The sequence below is a fragment of the Streptomyces sp. Ncost-T10-10d genome, assembly GCF_900091955.1.
Lineage (GTDB): Bacteria > Actinomycetota > Actinomycetes > Streptomycetales > Streptomycetaceae > Streptomyces.
In genome coordinates this window covers 1-17,876 of sequence record NZ_FMDF01000151.1, presented here as the reverse complement: position 1 = coordinate 17,876, position 17,876 = coordinate 1, and the positions used below count along the sequence as shown (strand labels likewise).

Here is a 17,876-nt window from a genome sequence, read left to right as displayed (position 1 = left end):
AGGTTCCTGCCACACGTGCGTACGCCCGCATCCGGCACCGTTCCAGAGCCCGGAACCAGAGTGTGCTCATAGGATCGGGGGCATCGTTGGTTGGTGCGAGCCGGGTGGTGGGGGCAGCATGATGATGCGGCGTGGGCAAGAGCAGCCAGAGAGTCGGCACCGGAATTACTGGTGGTTTCAGAATGAGCTGCGAGGGCTTGGGTACTGACGCGGCCTGAAGTGAGTCATCCACGGGTCGTGCACCGTCGGACACGGGCGCGCTGTTCGCTTCGGTGCTGACGTGTCAGCGGCACTCGCTATCGTCCGTGTCATGACCTCAAGTGATCATCTGCTTGACCTGATCCAGAGCACCCCGGAGATCGATCTGCTGCTGCGGTCATCGTTCGGGTTCGACATCCACCGGAAGCACAATGGCGATGGCTTGAGGCTTGCCTCGGGTGCGCCGCTGGAGGTGATCGCCGGGGAGTTCGCTGGTGGGGCGTACTTCCTGTGCGCTGAGCAGAACGGTCGCCGGCCGGTGGTGTTCGCGAGTTCCGAAGGGGAAGGCGGGCTGCTCGCCGACGACCTGGCGGACGAGTTCGAAATCATCATCGGGCTGGAGTGGCGGGACTGCCTCTCGTTCTCGGCCGGTGGCGATGTGGAGATCATGCAGATCTCCGCTCAACACCTCGCGCGCTCCCGTGACAAGCACAACCCGGACATCGACAGCGAAGCTGCCCAGGTGGCTGCAGCCCTGTCGCTGCGTATGCCGCCTGTCGCCGACCTCGTCATCCGGTTGCACGCAGCCGCCTCGAAGACCGAACCGGACTACGTCGTGACCGACGACGAAGGGCAGGCGTTCGACCCGCCGTTCGGTGAGCACGTGGAGCCTCGCCACGGTGGCTGGCGCTGAACCCGACCGGCCGCTGCCGCCAGTCGCATCGGCACCGGCCTCTCGATCAATGTCTGGCAACGCGTCGGGCAGTCTCTCCGATGTGTCTGCCGACCTTGTTCCCGACGGTCTCTGGGAGCGCATAGCTCCGCTTCTCCCAGTCCGGCCTGCCCGACGCCATGGTCACCCCGGCCGACTGCCGGTGCCGGACCGCGTCGCACTGGCCGGCATCGTCTACGTGCTGCGCAAAGGTGTGGCCTGGCGCGATGCGCCCATCCAGGCCGTTGGCTGTTCGGGGGCGACCGCCTGGCGTCGGCTCCGGGACTGGGCTGAGGCCGGCGTCTGGCCCCGCTTACACGAGGTCCTTCTTGCCGAGCTGCGAGCGGCGGGTCTCCTGGATATGGATGACTCGGCGTCTCGTACCGGCCCTGATGCCCGCTGACCGAGGGATGCGCGGCCTTCCAGGCTGTGATTTCCGGCTCGATCAGCGCTCAACGCTCGTCGGATAAGTCACTGGGGTACGGTTTCCGCTCGCTCATCCCGCCACCCCAGCAGACTCCACCTCGCCGACCAGGCCCGACCGCCCAACCCCACACCATCAGGTGAGAACAAAGTAGGCATCAGCTCGCGTATCGCCCTCTCACGGTGATTCGGTGTGTGGTTGTCCTCACGCAGGGCGGGGACAACCACACACCATGAGGTTCTTCGTCTGCTGGTGGTACCACGTCCGCGCCTTGCTTGACCAGGGAGTATGGCTCCGTTGACGGAGCACATGGGGAAGTTGGACCGGGAATGGCCCGGATCTCGGTAGCCCATGGCGAAAGCCGTCGCCGACTGGGCCCCCAATCTGATTCCTGGCGGGCACTTTGGTGAGCAGCCCGGTCCCGTACGTCTTCCGTGGACGAGACCGAACTGCGGTGCCAGGACTGCTGTAGATGGTCAACGACCCTGAAAACCCTGGACATTGGGGCAGTCAACGGGTTAGAAGGAAGGCTGCCTGCTGGCGTACACGGAGCAGCGTGGCGTAGCGGCGAGAGAGCCCGGACAGCCCTGGAGAGGAACGTCTCATGTCCTTTGAGCCCGTGTACATATCCCGGCGCAATGCCCTGCGGGCCGGCGCCGGCGCAGCCGCCGTCGCCGGTCTCGGGGCCGGCCAGCTGGCCGGTGCGAGCGGCGCCTCGGCCGCCGCTCCGGCCGACCTGTCCGACACCGCATACATCATGAGCTGCGACGAGTGGGGTGCCCGGCCGCCCGCCGGGGAGCTGACGACCCGTACGGGCTCCACCCGGCGGATCGTGGTGCACCACATGGCGTTCCCTAACACCATGGACTTCTCCATGGAGGCGGCCATCGCCTGTGCCGAGCGGGTCCAGTACATCCACATGGACAAGAACGGCTGGTCGGACACCGGAAACCACTTCAGCATCAGCCGCGGCGGCCATGTGCTGGAAGGCCGGCACGGCAGCCTGGACGCGCTCGAGGACGGCGGATACCAGATCGTCAGCGCGCACGCCGTCGGCCAGAACACCCAGTCGATCGGTATCGAGAACGAAGGTACCTACATCGACGAGCTGCCCACCGGCAAGCTGTGGTGGTCGCTGGTTCAGCTCTCCACCACCATCTGCACCCAGTACGGCTTCGGCGCCCAGAACATCACCGGCCACTGGGACTGGAACAACACCCAGTGCCCCGGTGCGAAGTTCTACTCCACCTTCCCGCTGCTGCGCCTGCACGTCGCCAAGCGCCTCGGCCAGGACCCGAGCAGCATCCCGGCCTGCACCTGGCCCGACACGTTCACCTCCTGCGCGGGCGCCACGGTCCGTACGCTGCAGCACCTGCTGAACACCCAGAGCTTCAACCTCGTTGCGGACGGGGCCTTCGGCCCGGCCACGCTGGCAGCGGTGCGCGCCTTCCAGACGGCGCACGGCTTCCCCACCGCCTCGGACGGCACGATGACCGGGCCGACCTGGGAGGCGCTGGCCCCGGAGATCGGCATGGGTGCCACCGGGTCTGCGGTACTCGGCGTCCAGTCGATCCTGGCGACCAAGCTGTACGCCGTGAAGGCGACCGGCACCTTCGACCGGGCGACGTGGGTCGCGGTCGCCAAGCTGCAGGCCCTGCACGGGCTGCGGGTCACCGGGCGGGTGGACCTGAGCACCTGGTGTGCGGCGCTCGGCGGTGTGGTGGAGGAGAACTTCCGCGGGCTGAAGGGCCAGGCGGGGCTGGAAAGCGAGCTTGTCGTGCCGGAGGCCGAGACCCTGCCCCCCGTGACCCTCGCAGCGGACGGGGTCGTGGCGAGCGACGCACCCGCCACGCAGTTCGAGGAGTTCCCGGTCGACCAGGACGTCCAGGAAGGGTTGTAGGCCCTGCGCCGGCGGCGCCCGACCTCAGGGCGCCGTCGGGCCAGTACGGTGTCGATGGTCCCGAAGAACGCCGCGATCCCGGGCAGGTTTAGCACCATGGCCCGGGACGCGGCGAAGTCCTCGCCGCTCGCCCACTTCGATGTCCAGCCACTCGCCGTCCGTGAGCCCGTCCAGGCGGCGCCGAGGAAGCCCTCGTGGTGCGCCTCGAAGTCGGCGACGCCCTAGGTGTTCTGTCCATGGAGGTTGGTGACAGGGTTCACGGTCGGGTGATCTTGAACGAGTGAGGGCCACCGGGCGATCCCGGACTTCCCCGAGCTGGAACCACCGTTGAGAACGATCACCTCAGTCATCACCGCGCCGCAGTAGAGGCACTGCAGCAACCCTTGAAACGGATTTCCGCGGAACGCTGCCCGCCTCCGACAACCCGGTGAACCTTCCCGGTCAGAGCACTAGAGCCCGTAGACGCCAGTGTCCCGGTCGGCACCGGGACCCTCGGCTCGCTCAAGAGCGGGTGGAGGGCACGGGAGCCGGGACGGCGCGGGGCGCCTCCCGTTCTCGTGAACATTGGCTCCTGGCCGATCGGGCCGCCTCCCGAGATGGTGAACAAGCGCTGTCGGAAGTCGTGATCAAAGCCAGCGGCCGCGAAGCGCGCAAACAACGTGCCGTAACTCATCGCATCCGGGTCACGGTGAGGGGCCCGTGCCGGCCGGACCCGGCCAGCACCTCCACCACCAGATCCGTCTCCACCCGCGCGTACGGCTCGCCCCCGGACTGCCGCTCCCCTACCGCCACCGCACCGCCCAGCGCCTCACCGATCCGCACAGCAAGGACCGGGTTCAGCCTCGCCGACACGCGGGCGGGGCCGCCCTCGTCGCCGACCGCCAGGACCAGATGGTGCGGTCTGCGCCGCGGCCCCGTGAACCCGACCACCAGTGCGTCCACGGTGTCCGCGTGGCGTACCTTCACCCATCCGCGGCGCCCCACCGGATAGCTGGCGTCGCCCCGCTTCGCGACGATCCCCTCCATCCCCTGCGCCCGCAGGGTCTCGTACCAGACCGCAGCCACCTCCCGGTCCTCGGTCGCGGGCACAGCCTGGATCGGCGGCCCGACGTCAGCCAGCAACTCCAGCAGGTAGGCGCGGCGCGTCGTGTACGGCAGACTCCGGCAGTCCCCGATCGCCGGGTCAGGGTGCTGCAGGACATCCCAGCAGGCGTACGAGGCAGGATGCCGGGCGGCAAGGGTACGTGCCCGGGTGACCGATGACGCGGCCCGTGACTGCGCCGCGGCGAAGTCGAGCCGGTCGTCCCGCCAGATCACCGCCTCGCCGTCCAGGACCGTGCCCGGCCTCAGGGCCATGGCGGCGACGGCCAGGTCCATCCAGTGCTGCGTGACGACCCTTCCCGACCGGGCGTACAGGATCACGGTGTCGTCGGTGCGGTGCAGCACGGTCCGGTGACCATCAAATTTGGGCTCGTACCACCAGCCCGGCCCATCAGGCAGGGTCGGAACCGCCTGGGCCAGCGCCACTTTGACCGGGAACTCCACACAACGATCTTGCAAGCCGCTGCCTCGGGCGGCGCCCGGGGCAGTCCGGACGGCCTACCAGGGCCTTCTCGGGCGACCACTATCGAACACGTGAGCGAACCACCGGCCCCGCACGTGACTGTCACCCTCCCCGGGGGACGTGCCGTCGCAGGACGCCTCCATGCGCGCCGACAGGACGCCCATGGGCAGTGGTTGTACGAGGTCTCGATCGAAGTACCCGCCGCAGCCGTCCTCCCCGTCGACGGCGAGGACTACGACCAGGTCCCCACCGAACGGGCTGGCGGCCGTCCGGAGTGGTACTCCAGGCCCTCCCCCAGGACACCCCGGATCAGCGCGCCCAGGTCCTGCACCGAGCTTCGATGCGGAGGCAGGACCGGAGCACTCACGCCGCTGACTCGGTCTTGTCCGATCCATGCGGACTGCGGAGATCGGAGGAGGGCTGGCGAGAGGCTCTGAACACTCAGACCACGGTAGCTGGTGGAGCGGTCCCACATCGAGGGATGGGATCTGGTCGGGGGGAACGGGCTGCTCAAGGGTCTGGTGAAGCTGGTCCTCGAAGGCGCCTTGGAGGCGGGGATGAATGACCGCCTCGCACTACGCGATCCCCGCCAGCCGCACTGAGGCTTCCTCAGGGCGGCCAGCGGGGCGTTCAAGCTGTTCCGGCGTGGTGATCGACCTACACGTTGAGGTTGTTCAGATGGCCTCCGGCGAACAGTCGCAGGTCGATCGCGTCCGCCATCGCCCTCATGCCTGCGTCGTCAGGATGAATGTGGTCGCCCGAGTCATAGTCGGGGTTGAGGGCGGCAGGGTCGGCCGGGTCGCGCATGGCCCGGTCGAAGTCGATGACTCCGTCGAAGGCTCCGCTGGTGCGGATCCAGTGGTTGACGGTCTGGCGGATGGCTTCGGCAGCGGGCGAGTAGTAGCCGTTGCCCTTAATGGGCATGAGCGTCGCTCCGACGACGCGGACACGTATGGCATGCGCCTTGTCGATCAAGGTGCGATAGCCGTTGATCAGGGCGTCGGCCGTGAGAGGACCGCCATCGGGGCCGGCGTTGTTGCCGATGTCGTTGATGCCCTCGAAGAGAATCACGTCCGTCACGGCGGGTTGGCCGAGCGCATCGTGCTCGAACCGTTTCAGTGCGCTGACGCCCTGCCACAGGTTGGGCACATCGGTGAGCACCCGGTTTCCGCCGATGCCGGCGTTGACGACACTCCTCTTGTGCCGGACCGGCTTGTCTGCGAGGCGGCGGGCGAGGAAGTCCGGCCACCGGCTGTAGGTGCCGGTCGTGGAGTGATAGCCGTCGGTGATGGAGTCGCCGAAGGCGACGACGGTGCCGCGGGCCGTCGTCGCTTCGACGTCGAGACCGGCAAGGTAGTACCAGGAGGTCGTCGTGGTGGTGAAGGCAGCGGAGCCATCGTCGTCCGTGTGGTCGCCCGCGGCGATGTACGTCGTATCGAAGGCATCCGAGTGCCAGGTCGAGTTCCCGGTCCGGTCTGGGACGTAGAGGCTGACGAGCAGGTTCTGTCCTGCCCTGACCGCGATCGGGACGATGTCGCTGATCGCCTCCTCACCGCCGGGAATGGTCTCTCGCTGCGATCCGCCGAAGCTGACCCTTCGTGTGGTGCCTGGCTCGGCCTCCCCGCCGTTTGACTGCATTGCCACGGTCGCGGAGGCGACCTGCAGCGGGAGAGGGCTGTAGCGATTGGAGAGGGTGATCCGTGCGCGTGAGCCCGCGACACTGCTGTGCACCACCATGCGGATGGTCTGGTTCTCGAAGGACGGGCCGCCCGTCGTCATGCTCGGCGACCAGGCGCTCACGCGAGTACCTGTGGCGGGCGTCCCCGTGGGCTCCTCAGCATGGGCGGCGCCCACGGGGACGCAGCTCAGGACGAGCATCACCAGCGCTCCGAGGAACGACGGAACCCGTCTCCCCTGTCGGCGGCCTCTCACAGCAACTCCATGGACTGGCCCGGGACCAGGGTGACCGTGCGGCTGCGGCCGCCCCACGTCACCGTGGTCGTGCGGCCGCCGACGCTGTGCAGCGTCGCCCCTCGTACGCGCCCACGCTCCCACGTCACATCAACGGTGAATCCGCCGCGCGCGCCTGCGCCCTTGAGCGTGCCGGATGCGGCCCAGGCGTCGGGCAGGGCGGGCAGGAGTTCGATGTGGCCGGGGCGGGAGTAGACGAGCATTTCCAGCATCGCTGCGGGCGTGCCGAGGTTGGCGTCGATCTGGAAGATGGCGCGCGTGTCCGACACGCGGTACATGTCGAAGAAGTTCATCGCCGTGCCGGTGTCGCCGCCTGCCCAGGGCCGCAGGTTGGTCAGGAGCAGTTGGTAGGCCTTGTCCGCGTCCTTCAGGCGTGCCCAGCAGGCGGCCCGCCAGGCGCATGCCCAGCCGTAACTCTCCATTCCGCGGGCGGCCAGGAGTGCGGTGGCGCCCTTGAGTGTGGCGGCGTCGTCCGCATCCGGGCGGATCCGGTCGCCGGGGAAGAGGTTGATCAGCGGGGAGAGGTGGCGGTGGGTGGTCTCACCGAGGTTGTCCTCGCTCATCCACTCCTCGAGCCAGCCGGTCTTCGGGCTGACCTCGGGCAGGCAGAGGCGCTCTCTCAACTTGCTGACGGTGGCGGCGTGTTCGAGATCCCTGTCGAGGGTGCGGCATGCTTCCTCGTAGTGGCCGAAGAGTGACCACAGAAGTTCCTGCGTGTAGGTGATGCCGCGGGCGTCCTGCGGTCCGTGCTCGGGTGACCAGTCGTGGTCGTCGATCAGGACCTCCTGTCCGTCGACCGTGGTGGTGATCAGACGTGCTTCCCAGAACTCGCAGGCGCCTTTGAGCAGTGGGTGGATGCGCGCCAGGTACGCGGTGTCCTGGGTGAATTCGTAGTGCTCGAAGAGTGACTCGCACAGCCAGGCGTTTCCGGCAGGATGCCACCACCAGCCGAGTCCGCCGTAAGGGTTGGTGGAGAAGGCCACGGTCCAGCCCGCCACTTTGCCCGAGGTGTTGCGGTAGCGGTTTCGGGAGTCCTGGAACTTTTGCTGCGTGACCCTGCTCCAGGCGGGCAGCTGGGCGAGGCAGTACTCCGCGAAGGCCGGGAACGTCTCCCCGATGCCGGCGCGGTCGGACAGCCAGTAGTTCATCTGGATGTTGACGTCGGTGTGGTAGTCGCCCATCCAGTCCGGGGTGTTGCCCTCGAGCCACAGACCTTGCAGTCCCATGGGGAGTCCGTCGCGGGAGCCGCAGATGGTGAGGTAGCGGCCGAATTGCAGGTAGCTCGCCTCCAGTTCATGATCCGGGGTGGTATCGGCGGCGCGCGCCTTGAGTCGGGTCCAGGTGTCCATCCTGCGCTGCTTGGCGCTGGAGGGGCCGAGGTCGAGGGTGAGCCGGTCGTAGCGGGAGCGGTAGTCGGCGACGTGGGTGTCGAGCAGGACGGCTCCCGAGACCAGCGCGGCAGCACGGGCCTTGTCCTCGGCCAGCGCCAGCGGGTCGGCGGCCGGGTCGCGGTAGCCGTGGGCGTGGTCGGGTGCGTAGTCGGTTCCGCCGCTGATCACGATGACGACTTCGGTGCACTCCGTGAACGTGACGCGGGAGCCCTTCGCCGCGACCACTCCGCCATCGGCGGCGGCGGTCACTGCGGCGGCGTAGCGCAGTCCGTTGGTGAGCGTTGCGCTGAAGGCGGCGAGTTGGCGACCGGGGTCGGCGACGGTGGTTTCGCCGTGTGTGCCGGACAGGACGATCGCGCCGGTGAGCGTGCCTCCGCCGCTCTGCCGCAGCCGGATGACGATCGTGTCGTCGGCGGCGGAGGCGAACATCTCGCGAAGGTAGCGGATCTTGTTCTTGGTGTAGGTGGTGGTGACCAGGCCGTTGCTGAGATCGAGTGTGCGGCGGTAGCTGCCGACCGCGGTGCGTTCGTGGCCCGGCAGGCTGAGGGTGAGGCGGGCGAGGAGGGTGAAGCTTCCGAAGTCTTCGCGTCCGTAGGGAAATTGTCCGTCGGCGTCGAGGGCGGTGTTGGCGCCGCCGGTCCACAGCGAGGCGTCGGTGACGTGCAGGATCTCGTGGGCGGGGTCGCCGCCGACGAGGGCGCCGATACGGCCGTTGCCCAGCGGCAGGCCCTGTTCGATGAGGAGGTCCTCGTCGGCGGGCTCGGGGTACCACAGGGTGCTCGCTGTGCCGGCGGGCACCAGCGGACTGGCGGAGGGGCGGATCGGTGCGGCGTGGGCGGTGAACGTGGGCAGTGCGGCCTGGGCGGCGATGGCGGCGCCCAGGCCAAGGATGGTGCGGCGGGACGGTCCGGTGCTCATGCGGCGGGTCCTTCCGGGCGGCGGCAGGGGCCTGCCCGGCCGGCGAGTGCCGGGGCAGGCCCCGGGGAAGACGGGGCGCGTCCTTGGCTACGACAGCTTGATCAGCCGGGATCCGTGGGCCGCGACGGACGATGCCGTCCAGGAACGCTTGGCCGTGCCGAGGTCCTTGCGGGCCGCCACGTCACGGAGCTTCTGAGGACCGCGCAGACCGAGCTCCTTGAAGGTGACGCTGATGTCGGCGGCTTCGGAGCCGAGGTTGTAGACCGCCAGGTAGGTGTCGTCACCGACGCGCTTGGTCCACACCTGGGTGTCACCGGAGCGGACCTGCCGGGGCAGTACGGCCGCCTGGTCGACGGCGATGACCTCGGGGTTGGTGAGGATGGCCTTGGCCTTGTCGTCGAGGAAGTAGATGTCGCCACCGACGTACAGCGGGGACGAGGCCATGGACCAGAACGTCATGACGGTCTGCCGTTCCACGTCATCGATGCCGTCCTGGAGCCCGCTGCCGCTGTTGTTGTTGATCGGCATGGCATCGAGGTCGGCGAAGTAGTGCGGGGCCTGCACCTTGTTCAGCCACTTCGGCAGGTCGCTGAAGCGGTCGTCGACGGAACTGGTCCAGGTGGAGGTGGTCTCGCAGTAGCACTCGATGTCGGTGTCGATGCGGACTCCGTTGGCGTGCGGCTTGAGACCGTCGGCGGCTTCGATGTCGACGGGCCAGGCACTGGCGGACAGCCACATCTTGCGGCCGCTGTGGTCGATGGCGGTCGACCAGGCCTTGATGTCCTCGACGTTGTCCTTGGTCACACCGTCGATCTTGATGAAGTCGACGCCCCACGCGGCGTAGCGGGCGACGATGGAGTCGAAGTACGCCTGGGCGCAGGGGTTGCTGTAGTCGATCTTCCAGTTACCGCCCCACTTGTTGGTCGGGGTCAGCGGCTTGGCTGCGATGTCCTGCGCGGTGCAGTCGGTGCCGAGGATCGGTGCGTCCTTGTCGTACACCTCCTTCTCCAGACCGGCGGCGCCGTACAGGCCGAGCTTCAGGCCCTTGCCGTGGACGTAGTCGGACACCGAGGCCATGCCGCTGGGGAAGCGTTCCTTGTCGGCGTCGGGTATTCCGTTGGCGTCGGTGTGGAAGTTCCAGTCGTAGTCGAAGTTCCAGCCGGCGTCGATGTTGAGGTACTTGTAGCCCGCCGAGGCCAGCTTGCCGCTGAGCGCGTCGGCAGCGTTCTTGATGTTGCCTTCGTTGAGCCAGCGGGTGCCGTAGCCATCGCGTGAGGACGACTCCACGCTCCAGCTGCTCCATCCCATGAACGGCTTGATGTACGGCGTCTTGGCCTGGGCGGTGCCGGAGGAGAGGCCGAGGGCGAGGGGCAGCGTGGCCGCGGCGATGAAGGCGGCATGACGGGTCGTTCTGCGCATGGAAGTACCTCCAGGATGGGTGGGGGCTACTACTTGAGGCCGGACATCGCGATGCCCTGGACGATGTGGCGCTGGGCGACGAGGAACATCACGACGAGCGGCAGGATGGCGACGACCGTGCCCGCGAAGAGCTCGGGCAGGTTGACGGTCTGGGAGGTCAGAAAGCTGGACAGGGCGATCTGTACGGTCCAGCTGCCGGGGTCCTGGCCGATCATCAGCGGCCACAGGAAGGAGTTCCACGCCTCGATGAAGGACAGTGCCCCGAGCGACGCGATCATCGTGATCGAGTTGGGCAGAATGATCCGCCGGTAGACACCGAGGTAGCTGAGGCCGTCGAGCCGGCCCGCCTCCTCGATCTCCGCGGGGAAGGACACGTAGAAGCTGCGGAAGAGGACGACTGCGAAGGCGTTGAACAGGCCGGGGGCGATCAGGCCCCACATGGTGTTCACGCCGCCCATGGATCCGACGACCACGAAGGTCGGCAGGAAGGTCACCGCCTGCGGGATCATCAGCGTGACGACGATCAGCGAGAGCACCACCGCCCGGCCGGGCACGTCGATACGGGCGAGTGCGTAGCCGGCCATGGATGCGAGCAGCGTGCTGAGCGGTGCCGTGATGACGGCGATGAGCAGCGAGTTCAGGAGCGACTGTCCGAAGGGGCGCTCCGCATTGTCGAACAGGGAGCTGAAGTTCTCCCAGTTCAGTGCCGAGGGAAGCCAGTGCCAGTCGGTGGCCGTGACCTCCGGTGTGGTCATGAAGGCGTTGCGCAGCAGTACATAGAACGGGATGAGGAAGACCACGGCGAGCAGGCAGAGCACCAGGTATGTGGCGATGGATCCGGCGATGCGGCCTCGGTATCGGTTCATGGTTCAGTCCTTGTCGCGGGCGAACCCGAGGATCCGGCCCTGGAGCAGCGTGACGAGCACGATCAGCAGGGTCAGGACGAAGGCGCCGGCCGACCCCACCCCGTAGTCCTGGTCCTGCAGGGCCACGCCGTACAGGTGCGTCAGCGGAGTGCGTACCGGCTCGCTGCCGAGGGACGCGCCGGTGGAGAAGATGGCGTAGAACTCGTCGAAGGCCTGCAGCGCCGCGATGAGCATGAGGAGCAGGATCGCGACCGAGGTGTTGCGCAGCATGGGGAAGGTGATGCTGCGGAAGGTCCGCCAGGGCCCGGCCCCGTCCAGTTGCGCGGCCTCGTAGAGATGGTCAGGGATCGCCTGCAGTCCCGCGATGAAGAGGATCATGTAGAGGCCCACCTGCAGCCACAGCCGCAGGGTGACGAGCACGATCCAGTACAGAGGCGGACTCTGTGTCTGGATCCACGGCGTCGCGTCGCCTCCGAACAGGGACCCGATGGTGTTGGCGAGTCCGGACGGCACCCCGCTGAACAGCGCCATCTTCCAGATCATGGCTGCCGCGACATAGCTGACGGCGGCGGGCAGCAGGAACGCGGTGCGGAAGAAGGCTCGTCCGCGGCGGACGCGGTTGACGAGCACGGCAAGGCCCAGGGAGGCCGCGAACGTGAGGGGCACGATGAGCGCCGTGAACAGAACGATCATGGTGAGGGAGTCGCGGAACCGCTCGTCGCTCAGTAGTTGTTGATAGTTGTCGAGGCCGACCCAGTTGCCGAGGGCGATGCTGCGGCGTGCCTCGCTGAAGCTGAGCAGAAAACTCCAGCCGATTGCTACGTAGCGGAAGACTCCCAGCCCTATGAGCATCGGGGCGGTGAGAACGGCGAAGGCAAGGAGCTTCGTCTGTCGCTCGGTGAGCCGCCGGCGGCGCGGCGCCGTGGCGGGCGCCGGCCGGGCGGCACTCTTGCGCAAGGGCTCGGTGCCGGTGGCGGTCATGTGGCTCAGCCCATCTGCTTGTCGAGGTGGGACTGGGCCTTGCCCTGCGCCTTCTTGAGAGTGCTCTCCGCGGGCGAACCCTTGGCGATGTCGGCGGCCGCGGCGATGAAGCCGGTCTGCATGGCCTGGGTCCATCCGGAGGGGAAGGAAACACCGTTGTCGGCCGCGATGGCAACCGCGTCCTTGGCTGCGCCCTTGCTCAGCTCCGGGGTCTTCGCGGCGACCGCGGTCTGCGGCGGGACATGGAAGCCGTACTTGACGGCCCAGTCGATCTGGATGTCGCTCTGCTTGATCCAGAGCCACTGCAGGTACTTCTTGGCCTCCTCCTTGTGCTTGCTCTTCGCGTGCACGGCCTGCGTCCAGCCCCCGAGACGGGCCACCGGCTTGCCGTCCTTGTCGTACGCGGGCCAGGGCACGACTCCGAAGTCGTCACCTAGGGCCTTCTCGATCACGGGAAGAGCCCAGAGGCCGCACCACTGCATGGCGGCCGCGCCCTGCGTGAACGCGCCTGCGTCGTACCAGTCCGTGGTGAAGCCGAGCAGGAGGGACTTGTCGGCGTGCAGGTCCCGCAGGCCGCCGATGGAGCTGGCGGCGTCGGCGTAGACGACCTTGTCGCCGTCGATCAGATCGGCGCCCTGCGACCATGCGAGCAGATAGGGGCTGTCGCCGATGCCGTCGTTGCCGATGAACAGACCCTTGGCATCACCGTCTGTCAGCTTCTTCGCAGCGTCGACGAGTTCGGCGAACGTGGTGGGCGGGGTGATGCCCGCCTTCTTCAGCAGTGACTTGCGGTAGTACAGGACCATGACGTCGTCGATCGTCTTGATCCCGTAGAGCTTGCCGTCGACCGTCAGATAGTCGATGTCCGCCTTGTTGAAGCCGTCCTTCGCGGAGCCATAGATGTCGTCGAGGGGTTCGAGCTGTCCCTTGCGGGCCATCTCGGCGCGGAAGTCGCCCAGTTCGAAGATGTCGGGTGCATCGTCGCCGAGGAGTGCGGCGTTCAGCTTGGTCTCGTACTGGGAGACATCGGCGCCCCACACGACGTTGATTGCGACGTCGGGGTTGGCCTTGGTGTACTGCTCGGCGTAGCGCTTGACGGCGGCCTGCGTCCCCTCTTCGCCGTACTGGTGGTACCACTGCGTGAGGGTGACCTTCGCGCCGTTGGCCGCGGCGGTGCCCTGCGGATTGCTGGAACAGGCCACCGCGGCACCGGCGACGAAGAGCACGGACGTGCCGAGGAAGCCTCGGCGGGACAGGGCAGGGCTTATGGGCATGGCGGGGTCCTTCCGGATGCGGCAGGTACGGCAAGGCGTGTGAGGTGCTGGGATCACGGGCGTACGGGCACGAAGGCCCGCCCGCCAGGTATCGGCTGCCGGGTTCAGCCGGCGAAGAGCGACTGGACGCTGACGGCGGCCGCGCCGCGCGCCCACTCCTCCCACGGCAGCGGGCGTACGACGAGCGGGCAGCGGGCCGCCGCGCCGAAGGCCTGTCGGGTGAAGGCAGTGCGGATCTGGTCCTCGAAGAGGTCGTAGGCCGCGAGTCCTTCGCCTGTGACGACGACACGTTCGGGTCCGACCAGATTGACCATGGCGGCGAGGCCGAGACCGATCGCCTGACCGGCCTCCGCGAAGACGGCACGGACGGCTGTGTCGCCGCTGTGAGCACGATCGATCGCCCCGGCCATGTCGAGCGCGGGGTCGCTCGCCGCCTCACGTGCCCGGGTAACGATGGCCGCTTCGGAGGCGATGGCTTCCACGCAGCCGCGCGCTCCGCAGTGGCAGTCCGGTCCCTCACCCGCAGCCACGGGAATGTGCCCGATCTCGCCGGCCACCCCGAAGCCGCCCGCCACCAGCCGGCCGCCCACAACGAGCCCACAGCCGATTCCCACGCCGACCGTGGCAAGGGCGAACGAGTCGGCGCCCACGCCCTCACCGAACCACTGCTCGGCGACGGTCAGGGCCTTGACGTCGTTCTCGATGGTGACGGTCAATCCCGTGGCCTGGCCGACCAGTTCGGCCAGTGGGACGTCGCGCCAGCCCAGGAAGGGCGAGTAGCGAACGCGTCCGCCCGAGCGGTCGACGTCACCTGACACCGACACGCCGATGTGGTGCGTACGCTGCGCGAGCCCGGAGGTCAGTTCGGACACGAGGGCGGAGATGTCCTCGACAACCTGCTCGACGGCGCGCCCGGTGACGGGCCTCCGGTGCGCGGACCGTACCTCGGCCTTCAAGTCGGTCACGACACCGATGAGTTCATCGGCGGTGACCTTCACCCCGACGAAGAACTCCCGGTCGGCGCATACCGCGAGCGGGTGCGCCGGCCGGCCGGCCCCCTCGACGGTCCGCTCGACCTGGGGCAGTTCTTCCAGATAGCCGGCTTCGATCATCGGCTTGGCCGCTTTGGTGACGGCGGCCGAGGACAGTCCGGTGATCCGGGCGATCTCCGGGCGAGCGACCGGTCCTCGAGTGAGCACGGTGGTGAAGACCAGGTTCGCCGCAGGAGACGCGAGCAGCACCGCTCGGTTCAGCAACATGAGGGAAACGTAGGGGCAATAATTTCCTTCGTCAATATTTAAATTCAGCGAGTTGCCGCCTAGGCTCCGGGCCATGTCACGGATCTTCTTCGACGCCGCCAGCCACACACTCCTGCTCACGACCCCGGCCACGTCCTACGCGCTGCGGATCGATGCCGAGGGAGCACCGCGGCACCTGCACTGGGGGGCACCACTCACCGTCGAACAGGCCACGGCACTTCCCACCTACGATGGCCTCACCAGCAGCTTCGCCTCAACGAGCGGCGAGGAGATCAACGTCGAAGGCGGGCCACGATTCGGCGTCCCGTCCCTGCTCGTGCGGTACGCGAACGGTGCTCGTGGAGTGGAGTGGCACTACGAGGGCCACGAGATCACCGACGGCAGCGAGCTGCACATCCATCTTCGGGACCAGCACTACCCGCTGGGCTGCACGCTGCACTATGCCGTGCACGACGACAGCGACATCATCGAACGCTCGCTGACAGTGCGGCACTTGGGAACAGCCGACGAGGACGGTCCGATCGAGATGCTGCGCTGCGACGCCGCCGTGTGGTCCATACCCTCGAGGTCGGGCACACGCATGACGCATACGGTCGGCCAGTGGACCGGTGAGACACAGCTCCGGCGCACCGAAGCCCCCTATGCCGAGACCACGTTCACCAGTCGGCGCGGGGTGTCGGGGCACTTCGGCAATCCCTGGCTGATGGTGGACGCGGGGGACGCGACCGAGACACACGGCGACGTGTGGAGCACCGTCCTGGCCTGGTCCGGGAGTTGGCGTATCACCGCACACCGCGATCACACCGGCGGCCCCTTCACCGTGGCAGGCGGCGGCGGCCACGACGGCATCAGCCGGCGCATCCAGCCCGGCGAGAGTCACCGAACACCCGTCTTCGCCGGCCAGTTCAGCCAAGGAGGCTTCGGCGCCGCCAGCCGCGGCTGGCACGCCTACATCGCCAACCACGTCCTGCCGCACCCCGACGAACCACGCCCCGTCATCTACAACAGCTGGGAGGCAACCGGCTGGCACGTCACACCCCACGGCCAGCGCGCCCTGGCCGACCGCGCCGCCGACCTGGGTGTCGAACTCTTCGTCGTCGACGACGGCTGGTTCGGACAGCGGACCAACGACCGGGCCGGCCTGGGCGACTGGCACCCCAACCCCGAGCACTTCCCCGACGGACTCGGCCCCCTCGTCGACCTCGTCCGCAGGCTCGGCATGGGCTTCGGCCTGTGGGTCGAACCCGAAATGACCAACCCCGACAGCGACCTCTACCGCCGGCACCCCGACTGGGTGCTGCACATGCCCCACCGCCGCCGCACCGAACTCCGCCACCAGCTCGTGCTCAACTTCGCCCGCGAAGACGTCACCGAGTGGGCCTACAAATGGCTCGACCGACTGGTGGCACAGCACACGATCGACTACCTGAAGTGGGACATGAACCGCGCGTTCACCGAGGCCGGATGGCCCGGACATCCAGACGGCGAGCGCCTGTGGACCGACCACACACGAGGCGTGTACGCAGTGATCGACCGCCTGCGCCACGCCCACCCCGGCCTCCGCATCGAAGGCTGCGCGGGCGGCGGCGGCCGCGCCGACCTCGGCATGCTGGCCCGCACGGACCAGACCTGGATCTCCGACAACACCGACGCCGTCGACCGCATCACCATCCAGCACGGCTACAGCCAGATCTACCCCGCACGCACCATGTCGGCCTGGGTCACCGACAGCCCGAACCCGCACACCGGACGCACCACCCCACTCCCCTACCGCTTCCACATCGCAATGACCGGGGCACTCGGCATCGGAGGCGACCTCTCACACTGGTCTCAACCCGAACTCGACGAAGCCCGCGAACTGGTGGCCCTCTACAAGTCGATCCGCCCCGTGGTGCAGTTCGGCCGGCAGTACCGGCTCGAGGACGCAGTCCAGTACATGGCGGACGACCGCCTCGTCGTCATCGCCTGGGGCCACGACCGCGACCTGCCACTGAACGGCCTCTCCCTCGACGATGTGTACGTCGACGAACTCACCGGAGCAGAGCACCACGCCGCCAACCTCCTCACCCGCGGACTCCCCCTGCATCTGGGCGGGGGCGACCGGCCCAGTGCGGTGGTTCGGTTGACGAAGCAGTGACAGTGACCGTACCCGTCCGATGCTGAGACTCAGCCTGAGGGTCGCTGCGCCCCGTCGCCGTGACCGCAACCATCACTGTGGTGCTGCGCGCCCACATCGAGCTGAGCATGCTGCAGGCCATCGGCCCGCTCGTCAGCCCGGACGAACTCCTCTACCCCATCACCACAGTTCACCGCGGCGACATGCTGCTCTCCCCAAAGCGACACGATCCTTGATCACGCGCTTCCTGTCCGAACCGCATGGCGAGGAAACAGGCGCGCTCCTCGAGAAGCTCAGCGCCCTCACACCACGCGAACGTGAGGTGGTCACCCTGGTCGCCCTGGGGAAATCCAATCAGGAAATCGCCGCCGAGCTTGCCGTCAGCACCGTTACCGTCAAGACACATGTCAACCGCGCCATGGCGAAGCTGGGCACGCGTGACCGTGCTCAGCTCGTCATCCATGCCTATGAAGCAGGACTGGTCAGGCCCGGCTGGGGGACCTCACAGGCTTCGCCGTGAAGAAGACCGACCAGGGTCACATACGCAGTCACGGCGCCTTCTTGCACGCGACGGCCGTCTGCGGGCACTGATCGGCGAGCCTATCCAGCGCAGCTCGCTCCTCGGTGTCCGTACTCAGCCCCCAGCGCAGCTTCATTGCTGTCCAGTGCGCCGCGTACGTGCAGTGCGCGGAAGCGGCCGTTGGTAGCCACTGCGCCGGGTCCCTATCTCCCTTTGAGCGGTTGGTCTTCGCGGTGACCGCGATCAGACTGGCTCGGCGTCTGCCAGTCCTCCACCGAGGCATCCGGGACACGCACGTCCGGCAACGACCCCATCAAGTCCGGTTGAAGAAGCACTTCACGTCATCCCACAGCAGATCAGCCA

General features: G+C 67.7%; 16 protein-coding genes and 2 pseudogenes. 8 read left to right on the top strand and 10 right to left on the bottom strand.

Translation table 11 applies throughout. The features are described 5' to 3' along the window. The first annotated feature begins 280 nt into the window (after positions 1–280). The gene (locus GA0115254_RS26920) at positions 281–892 is read left to right on the top strand and encodes a hypothetical protein (protein ID WP_141720912.1); all 612 of its coding nucleotides are present in this window, start codon (positions 281–283) and stop codon (positions 890–892) included. A gap of 82 nt (positions 893–974) precedes the next feature. After that, a pseudogene (locus tag GA0115254_RS26915) lies at positions 975–1,286 on the top strand (transposase); the annotation flags it as partial. Between the two features lies 1 nt (position 1,287). Here GA0115254_RS26915 and GA0115254_RS47785 read toward each other — a convergent pair. Next, positions 1,288–1,410: pseudogene (locus GA0115254_RS47785) on the bottom strand (IS5/IS1182 family transposase); the annotation flags it as partial. A 528-nt stretch (positions 1,411–1,938) separates the two neighbouring features. Between GA0115254_RS47785 and GA0115254_RS26905 the strand changes: the two are divergent. Continuing rightward, on the top strand, positions 1,939–3,234 hold the full coding sequence (locus GA0115254_RS26905) for a peptidoglycan recognition protein family protein (protein ID WP_176740305.1): 1,296 nt from the start codon (positions 1,939–1,941) through the stop codon (positions 3,232–3,234). 54 nt (positions 3,235–3,288) lie between these two features. Further along, the gene (locus tag GA0115254_RS44725; protein WP_176740304.1) at positions 3,289–3,459 is read left to right on the top strand and encodes a hypothetical protein; all 171 of its coding nucleotides are present in this window, start codon (positions 3,289–3,291) and stop codon (positions 3,457–3,459) included. Here the strand turns inward: GA0115254_RS44725 and GA0115254_RS47780 are convergent. Continuing rightward, the gene (locus GA0115254_RS47780; RefSeq protein WP_141720911.1) at positions 3,456–3,584 is read right to left on the bottom strand and encodes a phosphotransferase-like protein; all 129 of its coding nucleotides are present in this window, start codon (positions 3,582–3,584) and stop codon (positions 3,456–3,458) included. The two genes, GA0115254_RS44725 and GA0115254_RS47780, sit on opposite strands and share 4 nt — an antisense overlap. Before the next feature lie 319 nt (positions 3,585–3,903). Continuing rightward, positions 3,904–4,779, bottom strand: coding sequence for an ATP-dependent DNA ligase (locus GA0115254_RS26900; protein WP_093897877.1), 876 nt, complete (start codon positions 4,777–4,779; stop codon positions 3,904–3,906). 477 nt (positions 4,780–5,256) lie between these two features. On the opposite strand from GA0115254_RS26900, the gene GA0115254_RS44720 reads away from it, so the two are divergent. Further along, positions 5,257–5,400: a hypothetical protein gene (locus tag GA0115254_RS44720; RefSeq protein WP_176740303.1), complete on the top strand. Its 144-nt coding sequence runs from the start codon at positions 5,257–5,259 to the stop codon at positions 5,398–5,400. Between the two features lie 55 nt (positions 5,401–5,455). Here GA0115254_RS44720 and GA0115254_RS26895 read toward each other — a convergent pair whose 3' ends face one another. The 7 genes from GA0115254_RS26895 to GA0115254_RS26865 form a co-directional block, all read right to left on the bottom strand. Continuing rightward, entirely contained in the window at positions 5,456–6,598 is a 1,143-nt protein-coding gene (locus GA0115254_RS26895; RefSeq protein WP_256102793.1) for an SGNH/GDSL hydrolase family protein, read from the bottom strand. A gap of 128 nt (positions 6,599–6,726) precedes the next feature. Then, positions 6,727–9,078 (bottom strand): glycosyl hydrolase family 95 catalytic domain-containing protein, encoded by a 2,352-nt coding sequence (locus GA0115254_RS26890; RefSeq protein ID WP_093897875.1) that lies wholly within the window; start codon positions 9,076–9,078, stop codon positions 6,727–6,729. Positions 9,079–9,165: 87 nt separating this feature from the next. Beyond that, positions 9,166–10,497, bottom strand: a complete 1,332-nt coding sequence (locus GA0115254_RS26885) for a glycoside hydrolase family 27 protein (RefSeq protein ID WP_218105585.1) — start codon at positions 10,495–10,497, stop codon at positions 9,166–9,168. Positions 10,498–10,526: 29 nt separating this feature from the next. Then, on the bottom strand, positions 10,527–11,363 hold the full coding sequence (locus GA0115254_RS26880) for a carbohydrate ABC transporter permease (protein WP_093897874.1): 837 nt from the start codon (positions 11,361–11,363) through the stop codon (positions 10,527–10,529). A 3-nt stretch (positions 11,364–11,366) separates the two neighbouring features. Then, positions 11,367–12,344: a carbohydrate ABC transporter permease gene (locus tag GA0115254_RS26875; protein ID WP_093897873.1), complete on the bottom strand. Its 978-nt coding sequence runs from the start codon at positions 12,342–12,344 to the stop codon at positions 11,367–11,369. Positions 12,345–12,349: 5 nt separating this feature from the next. After that, positions 12,350–13,618, bottom strand: coding sequence for an ABC transporter substrate-binding protein (locus tag GA0115254_RS26870; protein ID WP_218105584.1), 1,269 nt, complete (start codon positions 13,616–13,618; stop codon positions 12,350–12,352). A gap of 104 nt (positions 13,619–13,722) precedes the next feature. Beyond that, positions 13,723–14,877 carry an ROK family protein gene (locus GA0115254_RS26865; protein WP_093897872.1) on the bottom strand — a complete coding sequence of 385 codons (1,155 nt, stop codon included), beginning with the start codon at positions 14,875–14,877 and terminating at the stop codon, positions 13,723–13,725. Positions 14,878–14,950: 73 nt separating this feature from the next. On the opposite strand from GA0115254_RS26865, the gene GA0115254_RS26860 reads away from it, so the two are divergent. The 3 genes from GA0115254_RS26860 to GA0115254_RS47245 are packed head-to-tail and all read left to right on the top strand — an operon-like array spanning position 14,951 to position 17,513. Next, positions 14,951–17,014: an alpha-galactosidase gene (locus tag GA0115254_RS26860; RefSeq protein ID WP_093897871.1), complete on the top strand. Its 2,064-nt coding sequence runs from the start codon at positions 14,951–14,953 to the stop codon at positions 17,012–17,014. A gap of 59 nt (positions 17,015–17,073) precedes the next feature. Beyond that, a complete protein-coding gene (locus GA0115254_RS47775) occupies positions 17,074–17,229 on the top strand; it encodes a hypothetical protein (protein ID WP_256102792.1) in 156 nt (51 codons plus the stop codon). Beyond that, positions 17,226–17,513 (top strand): response regulator transcription factor, encoded by a 288-nt coding sequence (locus GA0115254_RS47245; protein WP_370740945.1) that lies wholly within the window; start codon positions 17,226–17,228, stop codon positions 17,511–17,513. The genes GA0115254_RS47775 and GA0115254_RS47245 overlap by 4 nt, the downstream gene beginning before the upstream one ends. Positions 17,514–17,876 lie beyond the last annotated feature (363 nt).

Bases quoted from the DNA above. Each gene is read 5' to 3' on its own strand.
- GA0115254_RS26905 (WP_176740305.1), top strand. From the start codon at position 1,939: ATGTCCTTTGAGCCCGTGTACATATCCCGGCGCAATGCCCTGCGGGCC.
- GA0115254_RS44725 (WP_176740304.1), top strand. From the start codon at position 3,289: ATGGTCCCGAAGAACGCCGCGATCCCGGGCAGGTTTAGCACCATGGCC.
- GA0115254_RS47780 (WP_141720911.1), bottom strand. From the start codon at position 3,584: ATGACTGAGGTGATCGTTCTCAACGGTGGTTCCAGCTCGGGGAAGTCC.
- GA0115254_RS26890 (WP_093897875.1), bottom strand. From the start codon at position 9,078: ATGAGCACCGGACCGTCCCGCCGCACCATCCTTGGCCTGGGCGCCGCC.
- GA0115254_RS26885 (WP_218105585.1), bottom strand. From the start codon at position 10,497: ATGCGCAGAACGACCCGTCATGCCGCCTTCATCGCCGCGGCCACGCTG.
- GA0115254_RS26880 (WP_093897874.1), bottom strand. From the start codon at position 11,363: ATGAACCGATACCGAGGCCGCATCGCCGGATCCATCGCCACATACCTG.
- GA0115254_RS26875 (WP_093897873.1), bottom strand. From the start codon at position 12,344: ATGACCGCCACCGGCACCGAGCCCTTGCGCAAGAGTGCCGCCCGGCCG.
- GA0115254_RS26870 (WP_218105584.1), bottom strand. From the start codon at position 13,618: ATGCCCATAAGCCCTGCCCTGTCCCGCCGAGGCTTCCTCGGCACGTCC.
- GA0115254_RS26865 (WP_093897872.1), bottom strand. From the start codon at position 14,877: ATGTTGCTGAACCGAGCGGTGCTGCTCGCGTCTCCTGCGGCGAACCTG.
- GA0115254_RS26860 (WP_093897871.1), top strand. From the start codon at position 14,951: ATGTCACGGATCTTCTTCGACGCCGCCAGCCACACACTCCTGCTCACG.